The sequence below is a fragment of the Shewanella putrefaciens genome, assembly GCF_016406325.1.
Lineage (GTDB): Bacteria > Pseudomonadota > Gammaproteobacteria > Enterobacterales > Shewanellaceae > Shewanella > Shewanella putrefaciens.
In genome coordinates this window covers 577647-598844 of the sequence record NZ_CP066370.1, presented here as the reverse complement: position 1 = coordinate 598844, position 21198 = coordinate 577647, and the positions used below count along the sequence as shown (strand labels likewise).

Genomic DNA, 21198 nt, shown 5'->3' with positions numbered 1-21198 from the left:
TATTTAATTTCAAATTAAGCAAAGCACATCACAAAAAACTTCTATTAACATGATTTTAAATGAAATAAAAACAACTGAATAATAAATACTCAGTTAATCACTTTATTTTAAAATCAAAATAATAACAGTAATCAAACAAAAAACTCACGATTCAAGGGTTTTATTAGGATAACACTAGATTTAAAAACTGAATAAATACTTTAATTAGCATTTAAAACTGTCAATATCGAATTTTACAGAGAGATGGGGAAGAATAAAGGTTAACTGTATGCCAGTAGTACTAGCTCAAGCCGATGATGCAGCAGGTGCTGCTGTTTGATACTAATACGGTGTTGATTTAACCAAACGGCTAATTTTTGCCAATGCTTTAACTCGGCATTTTGTAAATACTTAGCCTGTTTCGCTTGCTTGTCAAAATCATCAGTAGAATTAATTTGTGCTATCGCCAATAACTCAGCAGGTGCTGTCAGCGCAAGTTGTGGCACAAGCCAATGAGTCACGCCCGTTAAGGTATGGGCGATTTGTAACCCTGCGGGATCTAAGTCGGTAAAGGCAATGATCGGCAATTTATCTGCCATCGCTTGCAAAAAATGCCGCACGCCAATCGGGGAATGATGACCGCTACCACGGTAGATAACCATCACATGGGTTAAATTCTCAGGCAAACGCGCTTGATGGATAACATCAAACACATCTAAATTTTCAACCACTAGGATGGCTGCGACATTGAGGTCATGGCAATGCTTTTGTGCTTCATCCAATGGAATACGCAGTGATGTGCGTGTTGAAATCCCAAATGGTGAAGATCCGAAACCCAGATACTTCATCAAAACGTATTCGGCTTCGGGACGGATCTTAGCGAGCTTTTCATCGTGACTTTTAGCGGACATCGCCATGCGATCGACGTTGAAATCAAGCTGCCTTAAATCAAGCCCCATTAACGCCAACACGCTTTGCCTTAGCAGTTCGAAATCTTTGGGCGCAAAACACAGATACTTTTCGGATCCGTCTAACTCACCCACTTCTAACTCGCGATAAATCGCGCGCCAGTTAGCCGTGAGCTTAACCTTGGGAGAACGCTTAATAAAAGCGTTCTCCAACAGTTGTAATTGTTGCTGGCCTAGGCGAGCCATAATTCCACATCGCGAATAATAAAGTTACCGCTATAGATGGGATGCGGTTCACCCAATGGCTCAAGCTCAAAATACGCTTTGTGTTCATCGGGCAGACCTTCGTAGCCACCAATCACTTGATAAATCCAGCTTTCGGCGTCCCAAGGCAGCGCTTTATCCGCCAGATATTCCAGCGCCGATTGGCGCAGGCCAGACTCAATCACATCGACGAAATACTCATCCACCGCTTGCTTGAGTGGATTATCCGGCACATCGAAGTCTTCACTTTGGGTGATAGAAACGGATACATCATGCTCACGCACCGCCGCAATCACGGGATGACGACTAATAGCTTTAATGTGCGCGACTATGCCCATCAACTCCAACTCTTGGCTGGCGTTATGTACGTCGACCGATGCAGGCGCGAGCAAGATTTCGGCGCGATTGAATAGGCTTGGAATTTCCTTGTGGGACACATGGTCCGCAGGACGATAATCCGGATGCAAATCAGTGTAGAGCAACCAACCCTTGAGCAAACGGGTACGTCCACGGATTTGCCTAAAGCGGCCTAAGAGTTCGAGTAAACGCCCCTGCACTACGCTCAGTTCCTGGGCGCAGTCGCTCATGGTTTCCTGCAAAGTCGTCACTAAGAGCTTGCGCAGTTCACGGATATCGCCAGCGATTTCGCCTAGCTCACTAAACTGGAACATCTCTAAGCCATTAAGCAATTCAGACACTTGGCTTTGGGCTAATTCGTTTTCGCGGATCTTAGCGTTGATCGTACCGACGTAACCGAACTCGTTATTAATGCGGCCCCAGAGCACACGGATCGAATAACGCAGACTGTCGGCGAAACTATAAACATGCTCGCTTAAATCGGATAAATAGGCCTCGGCGGCGCTGTAGTCTGAGCTATGACGCGCCTCTTTATAATGGTCGGCCAAGGTTTTAATGGTCGCTAAGGCCGAACCGACATTAGAGTCGATTTGGCGATTGCGCTCATCACTTAAGCCTTCTTCGAGCAAGGCACGCACAGAACGCTTAAGCCGCAGCTCCTGATCTGGCTCTGGCCGCCATAAAATCCCGGCTTGTTTAAGCTTTTCGACCACGCTTGGATCGTGCGCATCCTCATTAAGAGAGCCCGCCAAATAGGTGTCCATAATAATGTCAGCATGGCGACCTAACTGCTTGAGCAGTTTCACACCCGCCTGATGTAAATTACTGCTCATCATGGCCTCCTTGGTCGCAGTTTTTACCTAGGTTTAACAGTGCCAACATTATATTAGGTCCCGCTGGGTCGCCGTTTCTGCCTGCGCTTCTAGGCTTAGGCCTTCAGTTTCATCGATAAAACGAATGACTTCATACAGATAATCCAGCTTGCCCGTAGCGATATAGATTTGCTTCTCCGCATTCGGGCGCACTAAATAGCCGAGTTCGACTAAGCGTTTGAAGACTAATTTGATTTGTGCATCGCTATTAGTACTCGTCGAGCCAAATAGGCGATATTGGCTGAGTTTGGCTAACTGCTCACGGAACGCCGGCGTGTCTTCGATACGGCTTTGCAGCTCGGTTAAGCGCACGGGCGCACCTTCGCTCAGCGGCGCATCTTGGCCACTGGCTTCTTGCACTAATACCAACCATTCCACCAGCGGGATCAATGCCTGACAGATATCTTTAAACTGCGATGAAATCACTTTACGTTCGGCATCGCCGAGCTGCAAATAACCGCAGAAGAACACATCACCTTCGGCGGCGGAGGCTACGGTACGGTTGATTTGATTGAGATAGGCCTCGACCCGCTCGCGGGTACTGCTATTTTTAAGGGCGCGCCAGCCTTCTTCATTGGTGGTGCGGCAAATAAACTCGCCCTTGAGTAACAGTTCAATCAAAGCGCCAGTACCAACTAATACGGTTTGGGTTGCATCGCTCATTAGATGGCCTCCTTCGACAAACGCTTATTCAACATGTCTGTAATTGGGTTGACCTTAGGCTTCACCACCTGCAACTTCTTAGTTTGTTTGTTGATAATGTAACGGTTGGCGAACAAGTTCAGCACCTCAGACTCAGGGTTCGGGAAGGCGCCCAGCACACAAATATTGTTGTTTTCACAGGCATCGAAAATCTTCTTCACGTTGGTATGGTGCAAAGTGCCCAACTCATCAATTGGCCAGTGAATGGTCACATCGGCGCGGCCACGCAGCAAGCGCGTGAATGCCAGCAGGAACTTACACAAAATCAGATACGCCATACCATGGCTTGAGGATTCGTTAAGTTGTCTATCGGTGCGGATGATTAAGTCGCTGTTACCTTCTTTAAGGCGCAGCTCGATTTCCAGCAACTTAGAGATGCCCCCCGTTAATGCAGCGCGGCCGATAATGTCTAAGGCGCGGCGCATACTGTTGGTATAATCCTCATCGGGCAAGCCATTAAAGCCATCGGCTTTCCAATGTTTAAAGGCTTTGACGAACTGCTCAAGCTCAGGCCAGAACTCTAACTCACTGATGCGCGAGCGAATACGTACAGCCGATTCAGACACGCCATCGAGGAATAACTCTTCGCCCACTTCGCGGGTAATACGCGCACTTTGGGAGGCAATGCGGCGGTCGATATCGGCTAACACATCGTAGAAGGCGGTCAAGTCGACACCGAAGATCCGTCCCTGCTCACGCAGCGCCATAATCGATTGCGGCACTATTACGTTTAGCAATTGTTCAAGTTGTGGCACTAACTTGCGGTAATCCAGCAGACGAATACCTTTGTCGTTGATAAAGCTCGATTCTTCACGGGCACGCTCCCAAGTTTCGGCAAGACCTGAACCTGACTTGCTGGCGATCACTGAGTCAAAATGCTCCACATATTGCTTCACTGAACCCATTAGGTAATCGCGTTTTAGCAGCAAATCTTCACCTTGGCGCAGACGCTCGCCTAGGCTGCCTTGGGCTTCTTCGTTATTGGTTGGTAACTTAAGCTCGGCGAGTTTACGCATTACTGCACGTAACTTAGTTAAGTTTTCAGAGGCTTCCACCTGCGCCGCATTGGATGCCTTAAGCTCGGTATCCAATTTTTGCCTACGGGTCTTCACCTCTAAAGTTTTAGCCTTAAGCTGTTGATCGATTTCCGATACGGCGCGCTTTACATCGCTAAGCTGAGTTTGCAGTTTAGGTTTGCGCGCAAGCCAAGTGTGCTGATACCAATCGTCGAAACGCAGTACGTCACTGCGGCGCTGCTCTGCGCGGCTGATTTTGGTTTCTAACTCGCGAATTTGTTGCTTAAGTTTGAGGATATTATCCTCATCCACACCGCGGGATTTAAGCTCGTTTTTGTACCAAGTCTCGCAGGCCTTCTGCTCGATTTTGGCACTTTCACGGCGCCCTTCAATGGTCGCTTTAATTTGCCCGAGTTGATTATCGAGCGCGCCGATGACTTCCTGCCAATAGGCATTCTTTTCCATGCGCGCTTCTAGCGCTTGCTCTTTTTGATCTTCGAGCCAGAGTTCGTGCTGATGTTTAAGCTGTTTTAGCTCACCATCAAGTTGAGTTAGTCTTTGTCCCGCATGGGCTTTGCGCTCACTCAATGCTTTGTTGATTTTGTCTTGCTCGCTGCGCTTTTCATCGAATAGTCGACGCAGATCGTCACGGCTATTCTTATATGCCGTGCGGGCAAAGGTCAGTTCACGGCTGAGATTATCCAACTCGCCATTAATCGAGATTAATTGCGATTCCGCCTCGGTTTGTAGCTCCTGAGCACTTTGTAACGCTTCTTCGGCTTTGCTTAAGCGAATACGCAGCTCTTGCTCAGAGGCGGCATATTCAGGCACATCGATGGCTTTAAGATCTAAATGCACCCCAAACAGGGTGTCACCAGAGCCTGTTACACTCGGGTGTAAATCGGTACGATGCAACAGTTCTGGCGCAATCACTTTCCCTAAACTTTGCTCCCAACCTTGGGCTTCTTTACGTAAGAATTCCAATAGGGTGTGTGACTCGGGGAACAGCATATGGTGCAGTTCATCCAGTTCGGCTTGGCGCTCATTCACCCTTAAACTGGCGATACGCAAGGCTTCATTGGCTTGATCGCGCTTAGATCTGAGTTTGCGCTCATCGCTGGCAAGACGCTCGACCTTAACATTGCAGCTTTCTTGCTCTTCATCGGCGCGGTGAATACGTTCGTCGAAAATCGCGAGACTTAACTTTTCTTCTTCGGTGTAAGTCACACCATCGACACGTAATTTAAGCTCGGCGGCAGTAAGTTTGAATTGGTATTCCTGCTCGCTAAAGCTGGCCTTACCCGCATCGATTTGGTTGCGCCATTGAGTTTCTAAGGCATCAATATCGGCGCGCGCCACCTCACGCTGTTTATCGCGGGCTTCGCGCTGCTTGTCTTGGTCGCTGTGCAAGCCTTCTAGCTCACGGTTTAACTGCTCGCCAATCTTGCTGCGACGGGCATTGTAGGCCGCCTCAATATCTTGGTGTTTCTCGGTTTGTAGCTTATGACGTTCACTTAAGTTTTCAACATCGGTGCGCCAGTTTGGTAGCATCTCTAAATCAGCTTTAGCCTCTTCGATGTTGGCATCTAAAAAGGCGGCATGCTGATTTTCAATCGCATCGAGTTCATACTCGCACTTTGCCACATCACCCTTAGCGGCAGATAAGTCGAGGTTTAGCTCATCGCGCTGCTCTTTCCATTCTTCATCTAATAAGCGAAGCTTTAAATTCAATTCCTTAGCTAGGGTTTGCTCCCTATCTTGGCGATCGGCTTCTAAGGTTTCATCGTTTCGATAACCGCGAGACAGACTCGATAAACGCAGTTCGGCGCTGAGCAGTTGGTTAAATTCTTGTTCGAGTTTCTCAAACTCAGGACGAATGACTTCAAAGCCTTGAATAAGTTGGCTTTCACGGATCCACGCTTCAACGCGCTGCGGATTCAAACGTGAGCTGGGCGGATTAACCCCATCTTCCTCTAAAATGGCGGCGATCATGGATTTGACCGTCTCCATCTTGCCTTCTTTGGAGTGCACCGCTTTAGCGAGTTTTTCGATGTGGCGCAGGGAATGCTCACCCTCACACAGGGCAAATTGGCGTGCATAACCGCGTAGTTCGCTGCGGTTACTGCCCGTGCTCAATAGGGTGCGATCGTTTTGAATAATGGCGCGATATTCACGGGTATTAAGCAAATTAGTGGTGGCGATGCCGGCACGTTTTAAATCACGGCCTAATTCCGCCATGGTGTGGCACAGAATAGTGTCGCCATTTTGCGATTTAATATAATCACTTAACTCAAAACCTTTGGCGATAAAACGATAGTTAACGCCCTTACCATCGCCCGCCGAGGCCAACACGGCTTGGTACAGTAAGCCATCGGCCTTTTGATATTCGTAAATGATGTAGCTTGAATCGTGTGGTAAATACCAACGCTCGAAACTGTCGCGGGTCGAAGGCACCACGCGGCTTGGGTATTCACCATAAAAAACAGGGACTAGACGTTGTAATGTCGTTTTACCCGAGGCGTTAGTACCACAAATGTTGGTATGGCCATTGAGGGCGAGTTCCACCACGCCCGGAAGGTGCGTATCAATCAGCACAATACGAATCAAGCTTGCCATTTCATTCCTTATGCAAACAGGAGAGTCTTATCTAAGCTGCAGAAGCTTCTACACAAATAAGAGAAAACAATCCAAGAGGGCCACTGACGTTAAAATCGTGACCTAAAAATAGTGCCCCTAAAATAAGGCAATCACAGTGTATTGGCAATTAAGCGGCGATGCACTAATGCCTTAGCTCACATCTCAGCCCATTGCTCAGCAAAAACATAACCCCATAGCTAGGCCAATGTTAAGCGGCCAATGATACGACAACTTAGCCCAAATGGACGGCTAACAAAGCGGCAATTAGCGCGATAAAAGGTAAATTCCAACGGATTTATTCGAGACGCAGGCGTTCGGCGATCCGACTGTAAATCAGCATCATTTCCGCCAGCGATCCCACTTGCATGCCTTTCATCAAATTGGCACGGTGGATCTCAACCGTGCGCATGGCAATACAGAGACTATCGGCGATCTCTTGGTTCTTCAGTCCTTGGGCAATCAGGTTGAGTATTTCCCGCTCCCTTGGCGTGAGCGCTTGATAAGTCTCAAGATACTGATTGTCTTGATGATGCGCCTTAGTATGTTCCAACGCTTTGACAACCGCTTCGGCTAACTTAGCGCCATCGGCGGGCTTTTGGAAAAAATCCACCGCACCTAATTTAAGCGCATCTACCGCCATAGGCACATCGCCATGGCCAGTGAGATAAATCACCGCTAGCGGACTATTTTTTGCCACTAATTCAAGATGCAACTGCTGACCACTCAAACCCGGCATACGCACATCGACCAGCGCACAACCCGGTAGTGTTAAGTCTACAGCGGTAAAAAAAGCTTCGGCGCTATCAAAATCGATGATCTTAAGGCCATAACTTTCAAGCATAAAACGCAAAGAACGACGCACTGAGTCATCGTCATCGATTAAATACACAGGTAACTCAAGGCTCATTATAGTGCTCCATTGGGCTCAGGTTTACGCGGTATAGCTACCTGCGCTTGGCAACCGCCACCCATAGCGCTTTCTAGGCTAAACGTCCCGCCATGGCTCTCGGCAATATCGCGGCAAATCACTAAGCCTAAACCTAATCCCTCTGATTTAGTGGAATAAAAGGCTTGCATCAGCAGGCTGGCGGCTTCGGTTAAACCCGTGCCATTATCCGTGACTGTCAGCAAGAGTATGCGTTCTTGGTAGCGAAGATCGATATCGATCGTCGGCGTGTATGGTTTTTGCGTGATGATCTGTTCTGTGCCACTGGGTTCAAGCTCTAACCGCTGAACGCAGGCGTCAAAGGCGTTTTTCAGCAAGTTAAGCAACAACTGCTGCATGCCAACTTCATCGAGGGACTGTAAATAGGGTTCACCATTCACATTGACAGCAAGGTTTATCTGATGTTGTTCAAACTCATAGGCGAGCAGCGGCACAGTATCATTGACCAACTCATGCAGATACAAAGGTTGTTTCGACACAGGTCGCTTCTTCAATAAATTACGTAAGCGACTGATAATATTGTCGGCGCGCGTGACTTCCTGCTGGATCAGCGCCAATACAGATTGCAACTCCTCAGGGCTAGTCCCCCTCTGTAATCGCACTTCAGCGCCATGACAATAATGGCCAATCGCCGCCAAAGGTTGATTGAGTTCATGGGAGAGACTCGCGCCAAGCTCGCCCGCGATAGCAATACGTTGGGCATGTTCCAGTAACGCACGGTTTTCATTGAGCTGGCGCTGAGTGTTAATCAACTCACGGCCACGACGACTAAAGCGGTATTCAAGCCAAAAATGATACACATTGAGTAAAACCAAAATCCCCAAAACAAGCCAAGCCCATTGTTGATGTAACTTGATCCACTGCCACGCCCTTTGCCACCATGGTGCCTGCAAAGGATGCATATCGAGATCTTTAAGCAGTTGATCGATCGCAAGCTGACTCACGGCAGTGGTCCAGCCCGCAGAATCAGCAGACTTAGCGGCGAGATGATCTTCGGGCAGCGCCAGCAAAGCTTGAGTCACACTTTTAGCCAGAGACTGGGAGGCGCGATTGGTCTTTGCCATAGACCAGTTGGGATAAAGGTGAGTCGAGACTTGGCAATTAAACCCCGCAGGCGCTTGATTATCGAGCACTCGATAATGGGCGATGTTAATAAGACCTTCCGTTTGCATCTGCTCAAGCTGACACACAGGCACGACCGCAGCATCTAACGGTTGATGTCGCTCTGTGGAAGTTTTTTTGTCATCTAACTGATAAATCAAGTTATCTAGCGGAAACCCCAACGGAATAATCTCACCCACAAAGCGAGGCAAATCTATGCCCTTTAGCTGCGCTTCGTACACTAAGGTCAAGTAACCGCCGAAGGCATTTTTCGATACGATCCCGAGTCGACGTCCCTTAAGATCACTTAAGGTGTGATAGGGTGAATCGGCGCGCACCACCAGCGCCGAACCCACTTGCATTGCCGCGCCATTATTTAACGGGCTACGCAGGGTCGCCAACCAAGTGAGAGAATATTGCCGTGCCAGTAACACGGATTGCCCTGGGTTAGTGATCACAAAATCGAGCCCTTGGGTTTCAACGCCCTTAGCTAGTTCATCGAGGGTGAGAGGATGTAACCTAAAGTAACTGTTGGGAATTTGGGTTTCGAGCCATCCCATCAAAGGTTGCCAGCGGTTGATGGTTGCCTTATAACCGCGGATGGCTAACACGCCAACATCGACCACTTGATAACTGGGCTCTTCGATAGCAACTTGAGCAACAACCTCAGGGTCAGTTAAGCCCGAATGCACACTTTGATTCAGTGGCTCCGCAGCAAACACCTCAGCCGAAGCGAGCAAGCATAGGAATAACACTGCGTTCCTTGGCTTTTTCCTCGGTATTGCCACGGAATGTGGAGTGCTCAGAATCGATAACGGCCACTTGACCGATACTGCTAAGCGAAACACCGTTTTCATCATCCTAAATAACATGAAGTGCAATACTTTATCCCCAGTCACTCACACTAAAATCAAGTCCAACTCAAGCTAAGAAAAGGCCAAACTCAAGTAACAAAAAATAAAACCCTAGCATTTTGAAGGCTATTCTAACGGATATTTGTTGCGCTAGATCAAGTCCACACCCGATATGTGGAAAACCACTATAGTTATGCCGCCTCCCCTTTTACAGAATGCCTGTAAACCTCGCCATAAACCTTACCCCTAGGTCTATGAGCCAGTTTATTCGCCATCTGCAAGAGTGAAGGAAATCTGTATGGACAAGAGTAAACGTCAGTTTCTCGGCAAAATAGCCAGCGTCAGTGTTGGCGCCGCACTCATCCCTGTCGTGCAAGTGTATGCACAGGATGATAAGCGCAGCCCTCAAATGCACAGTGCCAGCGAAGGCCAAATAGGTAAACGCTACGGTATGGTAATTGACTTGCGTCGCTGCGTGGGCTGCCAAGCCTGTACTGTGGCTTGCACTATCGAGAATCAACCGCCCCTCGGCCAATTTCGCACCACAGTGCAGCAGTATGAAGTCTCGCAGCAGGAAGATACCACTCCGCCTGCGTTTTTAATGCTGCCAAGACTTTGTAATCACTGCGAAAACCCGCCCTGCATCCCAGTTTGTCCTACGGGCGCGACCTTCCAGCGCAAGGACGGCATAGTGGTCGTCAACAATGAATGGTGTGTTGGTTGTGGCTATTGCGTGCAAGCCTGCCCATATGATGCGCGCTTTATCAACCACGATACCAATACCGCCGACAAATGTACCTTCTGCGCCCACAGGTTAGATGCAGGGTTACTGCCCGCCTGTGTCGAAACCTGCGTAGGAGAAGCCCGTGTGATTGGCGATCTGAATAATCCCAACAGCCAGATAAGCCAACTGCTCGCCGCCAACAAAACCGATATCAAGGTGCTCAAACCGACGGCCAACACTGCGCCACGGGTGTTCTACATCGGCATGAGCAGCGCTTTTGAGGACAAGATTAGCGGCCAAGCCCCCGTTAGAACCTTACTTACCGATACTGGCGAGGAGATCCACCATGGTCATTAAAGAAATCTTTACCCCAGATATCGCCATTACTTGGCTACCTTGGGCAGTACAATACTTTTTTATGATGGGGCTCGCCTACGCCAGCGTATGGGTAGCGACAATACACTTGTTCAGCCAACCCAAACCCGATGACAGATTGCTGAAGCTCTGCGCCTGTTTAATGTTAACCGCAGGCATAGTCGCCCCTATCGCCTTACTCGCCGATTTACACCAACCGCTGCGGGCTTGGCATTTTTATGCGCAAGTTCGCCCTGATTCTTGGATGTGGTATGGCGCCTTTTTACTGCCCGTATTCTCGGGCACCAGCGCAGTGTTTGCTTGGCTGCTACTGCGTCAATATCTGCCTAAGCACACCACGAATCAAGACTCAGATTGGGTGAATAAAATAGGCCAATTACTGAGATTCGGTGATTGGAACAGTGACAAATTCATCAAGCCGATCGCACTGATCACGGCCCTGAGTGCCTGCAGTATCGCCCTCTACACTGGCATGGAAACCATGGCCATTAAGGCGCGGCCACTGTGGCATACCTATTGGCTGCCACCTTTGATGGCAATGAGTGCCCTGCTCGCCGCCTGCGGCACTTTGGTGGTACTGAATCGACTATTAAAGGGCTACCAACAGCGCACCCAAGACAGCCTATTACTCTGGGTAAGAGCGAGTTTTGGTCTATTCGCCCTATGCCTTATCGGCTGGGCGTTATTCGATAAGGGCTCGGCCCCTGAAGCCGCACTATTGCTTGAAACCAGCCCAAGCTGGCAACTGGCTGCGATTTGGGTACTGGTCACACTCGCCGTGCTGGCACTGATGCTCGCCATTCGTCACTTACCCAATATGGCAATGCTAATCGTCAGCCTCACGGCCATTCACCTTGCGTGGGGATTTCGCTGGATAGTGCTAATTCAAGCGCAAACCGATCCTAAATACGGCGCGGGGACTTATCTCTATCAACTGCCTTGGGGACCCGAAGGGCTATTAGGAATAGCTGGGACTTTCGGCCTTTGGTTAGCATTAATGGCGCTGGTCTCCGAACTTATTCGCCACACGCCTGCGGCAAAACTTGCTCGCTGAGCACCCAATTAGTTTACAGAATTAAGGAGTCCATCATGGATAAGAGTAAACGTCGTTTTATCAAAGGGGCCGCTGTAACGGGTGGTGTGGGATTATTTGCCGCGGGTTATAGCCATACATTAGCGCAAATAGGTAAAGGTGTCGTCAATGGTACCTCAGGAAAACCAACCCAAGATCCGCTGCATGGTAATTCCTTAGCACCTGAATACAAAGTCGATTTACAGTCAGGTCAGCTGATCAGCAATGACGATCAACGCATCGCCAATACTATGTGCTTAGGTTGCTGGACCAAATGCGGCGTGCGCGCTCGTATCGATCAAAAAACCGATAAAATCATCCGTATCAGCGGTAATCCTTATCATCCGTTGTCATCGCGGGAACATATCGATTTCGATACACCAATCAAAACCGCCTTTGTTGGGCTTAGCGCCTTCCAAGAACAAGGGCTGCAAGGACGTTCCACCGCCTGCGCCCGCGGTAATGCCATGCTAGAACAATTAGATAGCCCACATCGCGTCACCCAATGCCTTAAACGCGTGGGTAAGCGCGGCAGCGGCCAATGGCAGAGCATTAGCTTTGAGCAATTGCTGAATGAAGTCGTCGAAGGCGGTGATTTATTTGGTGAGGGCCAAGTCGAAGGCTTAAGAGCGATTCGTGATATCACCACGCCACTCGATACCAATAATCCAGAATACGGCCCTAAAGCTAATCAGTTACTGGTCTCAAACGCATCAGATGAAGGCCGCGATGCCATTATCAAACGCTTCACCTTCAACAGCTTTGGCACGCGCAACTTTGCCAACCACGGCGCTTACTGTGGATTTACCTACCGTGCTGGAGCGGGCGCTTTATTGGATGATTTGAAAAAATACGCCCACTTAAAACCCGATTGGGACCATAGTGAATTTTTACTCTTTATCGGCACTTCACCGCAGCAATCGGGCAATCCCTTTAAACGCCAAGCAAGACAATTGGCTAACGCGCGGGTGAATAACAGCAATTTCAGTTATGTGGTGGTGTCACCCATGCTACCCAATACCTCGAATCAACCTTGCGCGGGTAACAATACTTGGCTGCCGATCCGCCCCGCCACCGACTCGGCCCTCGCCATGGGCATGTTGCGCTGGATTATTGATAACCAGCGCTACGCCGCCGATTTTTTGAGTGCACCCAATGTCGATGCCGCAAAAGCATCAGGTTACCGTGGTTTTAGTAACGCGGGCTTCTTGATCGTCAGCGAACCGACCCATCCAAGATATGGCCAATATCTCTTTGCCAGCGATCTTGACTTACCTTTCGAGGGCAAAGCCTATGGCGAGCAAGACTCGCAGTTGGTTGTCGATGCCGCGAGTGGCGAGATAGTGTTGGCGAGTCAAAGCCTGAAAGCTAAGCTCGACGTTGACCAAAGCGTCGACACACCTAAGGGAATGATTGCGGTTAAATCTAGCTTCCAACTGTTAAGTGAAGCGGCGCAGAGCTTCGAGATGGCACACTATGCCAAGGAGTGCGATATCAGCGAGGCGCAGATCATTACCCTCGCGGATAAATTTACCAGCCATGGCACTAAGGCTGCGGTGATCTCCCACGGCGGCACAATGAGCGCCAATGGTTTTTATAGCGCGTGGGCAATCATGATGCTCAACGCCATGATAGGTAACATCAATTTAAAAGGTGGCGCATTAGCTTCCGGCGGTTCATTTCCTGCCTTTGGTAAAGGCCCAAGGTATAATCTGCAGGAGTTTGACGGCATGGTCGAGCCTAAGGGCGTATTCCTATCGCGCTCTAAATTCCCCTACGAGAAAACCTCAGAGTATCGCCGTAAAGTCGAAGCGGGCGAATCGCCTTATCCTACAAAGGAGCCTTGGTTTCCGATTTCATCGCCCTTGCTTGGCGAACATTTAACGGCGGCGGTGCACGGTTATCCCTATCGACTCAAAGCATGGATTAACCACATGGGCAATCCAATTTATGGTCAAGCGGGTCTAGGTGAAGCCATTGGTGAACAACTGAAAGATCCCAAAGTGCTGCCGCTGTTTATCAGTATCGACAGCTTTATTAACGAAACCTCGGCGCTATCGGATTATATCGTGCCCGACACATTAACTTACGAGTCATGGGGTTGGAGCCCTTCTTGGCATGGGACCCTGACGAAGGAAACGACAGGTCGCTGGCCGATTGTCGAACCAAGGGTCACAAAAATGGCCAGTGGCGATGTGGTGTGCATGGAATCTTTCTTGAGCCAAGTGGCGATAAAACTGCAACTACCCGGCTTTGGCGAAAATGCCGTTAAGGCCGCCGATGGCAGCTTGCATCCGTTAACGCGCGCAGCGGATTACTCACTCTATGGTGCAGCCAACGTGGCCTATTTGGGTAAAGCCGTCGCCGATATCAACGCTGAGGACATGTATCTTAGCGGTGTGAGTCGTATCCAAAGTGAGCTCAACGCCAGACTCAAGCCAGATGAAGTCAAAAAAGTTAGCTACTTATTTGCCCGCGGCGGCCGCTTTGAAAATATGAGCGGTGCACGGGATGAAGTGGGGAATCCAACCAAGGTTTGGCCAAAACCTATGATGCTGTGGAATCCTGAAGTGGGCAGTCGCCGTAACAGTCTCACAGGGGAATTTATGAGTGGCTGTCCGCGCTTATATCAACCCGCCTTAGCCAATGGCACACCGCTCGATAAGGCGTTTGATAAGTCACAGTGGCCATTGCTGATCAGCAGCTACAAATCCCATACCATGAGTTCTATGAGTATTGGCTCGGATCGTTTACGCCAAGTACACCCTAATAATCCGGTGCGACTGAACGAGAAAACCGCCACTCGCCTTGGGATCAGCACAGGTGACACGGTCAAGATCAGCACGCCCAACGGCAGCGTTATTGCCTTAGTGGAATGTGTTGCCGGAGTGCACCCTGACTGCATCGCTATCGAACACGGTTATGGCCATAAGGAACTCGGCGCGCGGGACGTAGTGATCGACAACCTTAAAATCGCCGCCAATCCGCTGATCCGAGTAGGCATCAATATGAACGACTTGAATCTGTTTGATCCGAGTCGCCACGGCCGCTACCCGCTGGTGGATTGGGCAAGTGGCGCTTCGGCCAGACAAGGGCTACCCGCAAAAATAGAGAAAGTCGTATAAGGTTTATTCTCACCTCAAGTTGGCAGGCTTTTATGCAAAGCAAAGCCCGTATAGTGAATCTATACAAACGGGCGATAATCTAGCAAAAACGCCTGCCAAACTCCGTTACTTGGCAACATTTGCTCATGTAAGCTTGATGTCTGCACTTTATCCACATCTGATTTTAGTGATCTTACTTGCCAATATTGCAGTATACAGTTCGGCGTACCATGTTAATAAAAACCACAAATCATCCCAATCATAGCTATATTTATCAGTGTATTTGGCGCCATATCATCCAATAAAAAAGAGTTCGTTTTTGAATTAAGGAGTATCTCAGTGTTTAATTCATCGTTACGTAAAAGCCTTGAAGAGAGTGAAGCGAAACTACTGGAATCAGAATCTTTAGTTGATTCCATCGATAACAGCGTCGCCACTATCACGTTTTCACCAGATGGTGAAATCCTAGATGCTAATCCTCTGTTTTTAAATACGATGGGTTATTCTCTGGTAGAAATTATAGGCCGAAGCCATAGGATATTTTGTAAGCCAGAATATGCAAACGCCTCTACCTATCGTCAGTTTTGGGACAACTTGAAAGCAGGCCATCTGCAGGAAGGTAATTTTTGCCGTATCCATAAAAATGGACACGAGATATGGCTTAAAGCGACTTATTTTCCCATTAAATTAGATGGGAAAGTGATAAAAGTGATGAAGATTGCCGCTGACATCACGAAAGAAAAGCTTCAACTCGATGATCAAGCGGCTATTTTCGATGCATTAAATAAGTCACAGGCCATTATTGAATTTACGCCAGAGGGTACCATACTCAACGCCAATCATAATTTCTTACGGGTAATGGCGTACAGCAAAGAACAAGTCATCGGCAAGCACCACCGTATTTTTTGCTTTGATAATTTCTATCAGCAACAACCTCATTTTTGGGACGATCTTAAAAATGGGCAATTTAAGAGCGGTTTGTTTGAGCGTAAAAATGCCTATGGTCAATCCATCTGGTTAGAGGCTGCCTATAATCCCATTATTGATGAAAACGGTCATGTCAGAAAAATCATCAAATTCGCCAGCGATGTCAGCGCGCGAATCCAACAAAATCAAGCCGTTCAAGAAGCCGCTAATATTGCGCTGATCACCTCACAACAAACGCTTACACAAGCCCAACAAGGTGTGAAATTGCTGGATGCAACAGTAAGTACCTCAAATGCCATTGCCGAGCAAACCCATAGGACGACGGATTCAATGGCAAAACTCAATGAGCAGTCTCAGAGTATTCAAGCCATTGTTGCAACCATCAGTTCGATTGCAGATCAAACGAATCTTCTGGCGCTTAACGCTGCCATTGAAGCTGCGCGTGCAGGTGATCAAGGGCGTGGCTTTGCCGTTGTCGCCGATGAAGTGAGACAACTTGCAGCCCGAACCAGTAAATCAACCAGTGAAATTGCCGCCGTAGTCAGTAAAAATACTCAATTAACCGCTAGCGCAACACACATGATGAATGAGGTTGAGCGTATCGCTCAGGAAGGGAAACTGCAGTTAGCAGAGGTGACATTGGTTATGGGGGAAATTCGTAATGGGGCGGAAAATGTCTCATCAACGGTGTCAAAGCTTTCCATCGACGATCAACATTAATCCGCATATTACATCATTCATTAGCGCTATTTATGGATGCATAGCGCTTTGCCTACAGACAAAAACCACGCGATGACCTAAGCGCCTATCAATAATCTATTTTACGGCCTTCATAGGTTGCGCACATTTGCTGCACAAAAACCTCATCGTAAGCACGTAATCCACTCATCACTAAGGTCTTTATACCTGTTCCGACTAAGGTATCACCACTGTGTAACTCAAAATGCAAAGTCACATCGCCGCGTTTGCCATCAATTTTAAGATCTTGTCCAACGAGGGATAAAGTGACCTCAATAAAATCAAGTGTAGTGAGATCGAACGACATGCTTTCGTAAATCACTAATGGGCGTTCTGGATTTATCATCACTTGATGCTGTTTCATTAACGGCACTAAGATATCGATGAAATTATGTCCAGAGAAAGCAACATATTGACGAATAAAGGATTCTTTCTGCGCATCACAACAACTTACATCACCCTGACGGCTGACATTAAGATAGGCTTTTTCACGACTATCGCAAATCGAAAAACTATCATTAACCTGCTCTGGAAATTGCAATTCGACGCCATCCCCCACCATGCCTGCAAAGCTAAATTTCATGCTCTGACTCAAACCATACTGGGTTAACACTAAAGCAAACAGCAGATCTCCGGGGACACAAAAACGCTTGGCGCCGACATCATGTATAGGATTAAAATCCTGTGCAACTTTCTTAGCGAAATCGCTAGCCTGCTGTGCCGAAACTGAAATTGCTTGATTTTGCTTTGAAAAATAAGGCGCTAGAAACATATAAACTCTATTAGTAATGACTCAAGTAGGGATGGATAACAAAATTCTCACGAGTCTACCTTAATTTAGGTATTTCACTCACCCGATGACTTGAATCCAACGAAGCCGTAAAAGTAACACCGTGATAATATTTGTAAAGCGAATAACCTCGTTGTTGCATTTCACATTGCTAGCGCATTTCCATCGCAACATGCATCTTTTAGACTTTATTAAACTCACGTTTTAATTGAAAACCATCGTCAGTCACTAACTGCTCTAGCACCTCAACACGACGACGCAGCGTTTCTAACTCGGTGCGCAGCACTTGGTTCTCCTGTGCTTGCTCATGACTCGCCAATCTTTGCTTTTCACGGATCTTCATAATTGCCACAACATATCCTCCCACAATCGCAAGTATGGGAATAAGTAAAGCAAGAGCACCATTGTTCATAATCCATTCCTTTCGTTTTAGGGTGTGTTGACGTTTCAGGGTTATTTTTGCAGTGAAATTTAATCTCGAAACGCAGTAACAATCAGTATGTTCAAGATACGCCAAATACACCAGTGACAAAAGTCATGAGATTTGACTGCAAAATCATTCTTTATCAAAACTATCCACAACGATAGCGCCCATAGAGGCCGGCATAGTAATCACTATGATCCGTTTAATCGAGGTCAGAGGATCCTCAAAAAATGGCACTTTATCGAGGCAAAACAGCACCAGAAAAACAACAAGTGCAGTGAGCAAATACGCCACCACTATCCGAAAAATAAACACAGGGATCCGTGTTCGAATATTCTGCTGGAACACGCTGTGGTAAGTAAATACTCCGAGAAATAACAACGATAAACTAAAGAGCATAGCAATATTTAATAAAGGCAACGTTTCGCCAAGTTGCCACGCTTCCTCAGAAAATGCGATGGGAACCGCAAGGGCAAAAGCGCCCACACATACTTGGCTCGCATCTTCGGTGTTAAAACTAAATTTCATGCTGATCGCTCCCTAATCTTCCAATCTATTTGATTAGTCGAAAATAACGTTCGGTGAAGATGCGCTTATTACTGAGGTATTAAGTGCGATAAAGCACTTTAACGACATGCCAGCCAAACTTCGTTTTTACTATATGTGGCACCAATAACTCGCCCGAAAATGCGACTTTATCGAACTGTGGCACCATTTGGCCTTTTTTAAACTCACCTAAGTCGCCGCCTTTTTTGGCTGAAGGACAAGAGGAAAAACGCTTAGCGAGCACAGCAAAATTAGCACCATTATTTAGCTGCTTAACAATATCCTCAGCCTGCTCTTTGTGTTTCACTAAAATATGCACGGCGGCAGCGGTTTTAAACATGTCATTTCTCACTTTGAGTTAACGTCCCGAGCAAAAGGAAGAGTGACATCCCGAGTTTGCTCTCGATAACATCACTTCCATCGACACAGGTTCTACTGGTTTTATATTCAACACATCAGTGCGTTATTAGCCAATAATCGCCCCGATTAACCTAGAAAATCTTCTGCCACCATTGCAAAGGTTCACCGCAATTTTGTGCAGGATTATAGGTTCCCTTTAATGCGGGTAGAGCTTCGACATTGCCACAACCCGCTTCTTTAGCGACGCCAGTATCACGGTCAAAATAGCCTCGCACAACACCTGGAACCGGGATTGAGCGTAAACCAATTGGTGGGCGCTCACTTAAGAAGGATTGATATACCGCCATGGCGCCACTACTACCATAGAGGCTAGTTTTGCCATTATCGTCCCGTCCGACCCAAATTGCTGCAACATTACGCTCATCAAACCCCGCAAACCAAGAGTCACGGCTATCGTTACTCGTTCCCGTTTTACCCGCTAGCGCCACCCCAGGGAAAGCATTACCTAACCGTGTTGCCGTACCAGAACGCACCACCTGCTGCATCGCATATTGCACGAGAAAATCTGTTTCGGGCGTAATGGCTTGCTCTTTAGGTGAACGGGTCACTGGCAAAGGTTCATTATGGCTATCCAATACTGCAGTAACGGTTGTGAGCTTACGATAAGCCCCATTATCCGCTAGGGTCTGGTACACCTGCGCGACCATCAGAGGAGAGCCATTCACTGCCCCTAATAACATCGATGGATATTCGTTTAAGGGCTCTTCCCAGCCAGATTTGGCTAGGGTGGTTGCTACTGCGTCCACACCAACCGCAATCCCCAAGTTTACCGTGGGCACGTTCATCGATTTTTTCAACGCCGTTAACAGGGATACTTGACCACTAAACTTTTTATCGAAGTTTTGGGGAGACCAAGTTTTACCTTGTTCATTTTTTAAGGTAATAGGCTGATCTTTTAGCGGTGTCGCCAAAGTGAATTTGCTATTAGGCGCCAATGCCGTCGCGTACACAAAGGGCTTAATTAACGAGCCAATAGGACGGCGAATTTCAACGGCGCGGTTAAATCCATCAAACCCTGGCGTTTTATCGCCTACCATTGCGGCAATACCGCCGGTGTATTTGTCGGTCACCACCATACCAATCTGCAATGATTTATTGCCTTTATCTAAACTTTTAAAGGTTTTCATCACCGCATTTTCGGCCGCTTCTTGGGCCATTGGGTCTAGGGTAGTATAAATTTTCACACCAGATTGTTTCAGTAAAGCATCACCATAACGTTGATTTAGTTCTTGCTTCACCAAAGCATAGAAAGCAGGTAACTTCTGATGAACAGGCTTATTTTGACTACGTAAGCCCAATGGAGACTCTACCGCCGCCTTATACTGTTCTGTATTTAATTCACCCGCATCCATCAATAAACGCAATACGAGATCGCGTCTTTCTTGACTACGATCTGGATATTTCCACGGATTGTAGTAAGACGGACCTTTAATTGCTGCCACAAGAAATGCCTGCTGAGGCGCAGTCAGTTCGCTAATCGGACGTCCAAAATAAAATTGCGAGGCCAGCCCCATGCCGTGTATGGCACGGGATTTATCCTGCCCCATATAAACTTCATTTAAATAGGCTTCGAGGATTTCTTCTTTGCTGTAGCGAAAATCAATAATCACCGCCATTAGCGCTTCCCGCACTTTACGCAGCAAAGAGCGCTCACTGGACAAGAAAAAGTTTTTTGCAAGCTGCTGTGTCAGCGTTGAGCCGCCTTGTACTGTTCGTCCAGCACTTAAGTTGACAAACGCAGCACGCAGAATCGCAAAAGGATTAACGCCATGATGTTCATAGAAACTGCGATCTTCCACTAGAAGTAATGCCTGAATAATCAATTTAGGCATATCTTCGGTTGGCACAAATAACCTATCTTCACCGTCGCCAGCAATAATACGATCAAGTAATACGGGTTCTAAATGAAACACCGCTAATTGACGCTTATCTTCTATCCGCGCGACGGAACTTACACCATCACTGTCGAAGCTTATCATTACTCTTTGTTCTGCTTGATCGCCCTCAGGATGTAAAAAGGGTCTACGCCATAACTCTATACGCGTACTTGAAGCTGAAAATTCACCGACTTGGCGAGGATTAGCGACCTTACGATAACCGAGCAATTTAAGTTCAGCCATTAACTGAGGATGACTGACGGCGGCACCGGGGTACAAGGCCATGGACCGGCTAAATACTTGGGCGGGTAGATGCCATTTTTGCCCTTCAAATTTTTTGGCAATAATTTGATCAAGATAAATACTGTAAAAAGTAACTACGGCAAGCACTACTAAAGTCAACTTCCAAGTGAGCGACCAGATGTGCCCAAAGAGTCCACGACTCCTTTTTGCCTTGCGCTGAGCGGGTGTTTTTTTTGTCGTCTTAGTTGTCATATCTACTTCATCATTCACACATTTAAAGACATCAGTCACGGGCACAACACCTAAATGTTGTAAATCAAAG

General features: G+C 47.6%; 15 protein-coding genes. 4 read left to right on the top strand and 11 right to left on the bottom strand.

The genetic code is table 11. The annotated features are described in order from the left end of the window. Positions 1-260: 260 nt before the first annotated feature. The 6 genes from JEZ96_RS02710 to JEZ96_RS02685 all read right to left on the bottom strand — a co-directional run bounded on the left by JEZ96_RS02710 (position 261) and on the right by JEZ96_RS02685 (position 9654). Positions 261-1133 (bottom strand): DUF7281 domain-containing protein, encoded by an 873-nt coding sequence (locus JEZ96_RS02710; protein WP_061783041.1) that lies wholly within the window; start codon positions 1131-1133, stop codon positions 261-263. After that, the gene (locus tag JEZ96_RS02705; protein WP_011790750.1) at positions 1121-2341 is read right to left on the bottom strand and encodes a hypothetical protein; all 1221 of its coding nucleotides are present in this window, start codon (positions 2339-2341) and stop codon (positions 1121-1123) included. Before JEZ96_RS02705 ends, JEZ96_RS02710 begins: the two co-directional genes overlap by 13 nt. 48 nt (positions 2342-2389) lie before the next feature. After that, positions 2390-3043, bottom strand: coding sequence for a hypothetical protein (locus tag JEZ96_RS02700; protein ID WP_011790751.1), 654 nt, complete (start codon positions 3041-3043; stop codon positions 2390-2392). Then, positions 3043-6714, bottom strand: coding sequence for an ATP-binding protein (locus tag JEZ96_RS02695; RefSeq protein WP_025008363.1), 3672 nt, complete (start codon positions 6712-6714; stop codon positions 3043-3045). Before JEZ96_RS02695 ends, JEZ96_RS02700 begins: the two co-directional genes overlap by 1 nt. Positions 6715-7030: 316 nt before the next feature. Beyond that, positions 7031-7642: a response regulator transcription factor gene (locus tag JEZ96_RS02690; protein WP_011918649.1), complete on the bottom strand. Its 612-nt coding sequence runs from the start codon at positions 7640-7642 to the stop codon at positions 7031-7033. Continuing rightward, a complete protein-coding gene (locus tag JEZ96_RS02685; RefSeq protein WP_061783040.1) occupies positions 7642-9654 on the bottom strand; it encodes a sensor histidine kinase in 2013 nt (670 codons plus the stop codon). Before JEZ96_RS02685 ends, JEZ96_RS02690 begins: the two co-directional genes overlap by 1 nt. Positions 9655-9934: 280 nt before the next feature. On the opposite strand from JEZ96_RS02685, the gene dsrO reads away from it, so the two are divergent. The 4 genes from dsrO (at position 9935) to JEZ96_RS02665 (ending at position 16558) form a co-directional block, all read left to right on the top strand. Further along, positions 9935-10717 (top strand): sulfate reduction electron transfer complex DsrMKJOP subunit DsrO, encoded by a 783-nt coding sequence (dsrO, locus tag JEZ96_RS02680; protein WP_025008364.1) that lies wholly within the window; start codon positions 9935-9937, stop codon positions 10715-10717. Next, entirely contained in the window at positions 10707-11789 is a 1083-nt protein-coding gene (gene nrfD, locus JEZ96_RS02675; RefSeq protein WP_025008365.1) for an NrfD/PsrC family molybdoenzyme membrane anchor subunit, read from the top strand. The genes dsrO and nrfD overlap by 11 nt, the downstream gene beginning before the upstream one ends. A gap of 35 nt (positions 11790-11824) precedes the next feature. Further along, a complete protein-coding gene (locus tag JEZ96_RS02670) occupies positions 11825-14932 on the top strand; it encodes a tetrathionate reductase subunit A (RefSeq protein ID WP_061783039.1) in 3108 nt (1035 codons plus the stop codon). A 318-nt stretch (positions 14933-15250) separates the two neighbouring features. Next, positions 15251-16558 carry a methyl-accepting chemotaxis protein gene (locus JEZ96_RS02665; protein ID WP_011918644.1) on the top strand — a complete coding sequence of 436 codons (1308 nt, stop codon included), beginning with the start codon at positions 15251-15253 and terminating at the stop codon, positions 16556-16558. An 88-nt stretch (positions 16559-16646) separates the two neighbouring features. Here JEZ96_RS02665 and JEZ96_RS02660 read toward each other — a convergent pair whose 3' ends face one another. The 5 genes from JEZ96_RS02660 to mrcB all read right to left on the bottom strand — a co-directional run bounded on the left by JEZ96_RS02660 (position 16647) and on the right by mrcB (position 21128). Beyond that, on the bottom strand, positions 16647-17348 hold the full coding sequence (locus JEZ96_RS02660) for a DUF3581 domain-containing protein (protein WP_025008367.1): 702 nt from the start codon (positions 17346-17348) through the stop codon (positions 16647-16649). Between the two features lie 199 nt (positions 17349-17547). Continuing rightward, positions 17548-17778, bottom strand: a complete 231-nt coding sequence (locus JEZ96_RS02655) for a hypothetical protein (protein WP_011918643.1) — start codon at positions 17776-17778, stop codon at positions 17548-17550. A gap of 144 nt (positions 17779-17922) precedes the next feature. Next, positions 17923-18318, bottom strand: coding sequence for a DUF2391 family protein (locus JEZ96_RS02650; protein WP_011790761.1), 396 nt, complete (start codon positions 18316-18318; stop codon positions 17923-17925). 79 nt (positions 18319-18397) lie between these two features. Next, positions 18398-18676, bottom strand: a complete 279-nt coding sequence (locus JEZ96_RS02645; RefSeq protein WP_006084190.1) for a peptidylprolyl isomerase — start codon at positions 18674-18676, stop codon at positions 18398-18400. 151 nt (positions 18677-18827) lie between these two features. Then, the gene (gene mrcB / locus JEZ96_RS02640; RefSeq protein WP_081429817.1) at positions 18828-21128 is read right to left on the bottom strand and encodes a penicillin-binding protein 1B; all 2301 of its coding nucleotides are present in this window, start codon (positions 21126-21128) and stop codon (positions 18828-18830) included. Positions 21129-21198 lie beyond the last annotated feature (70 nt).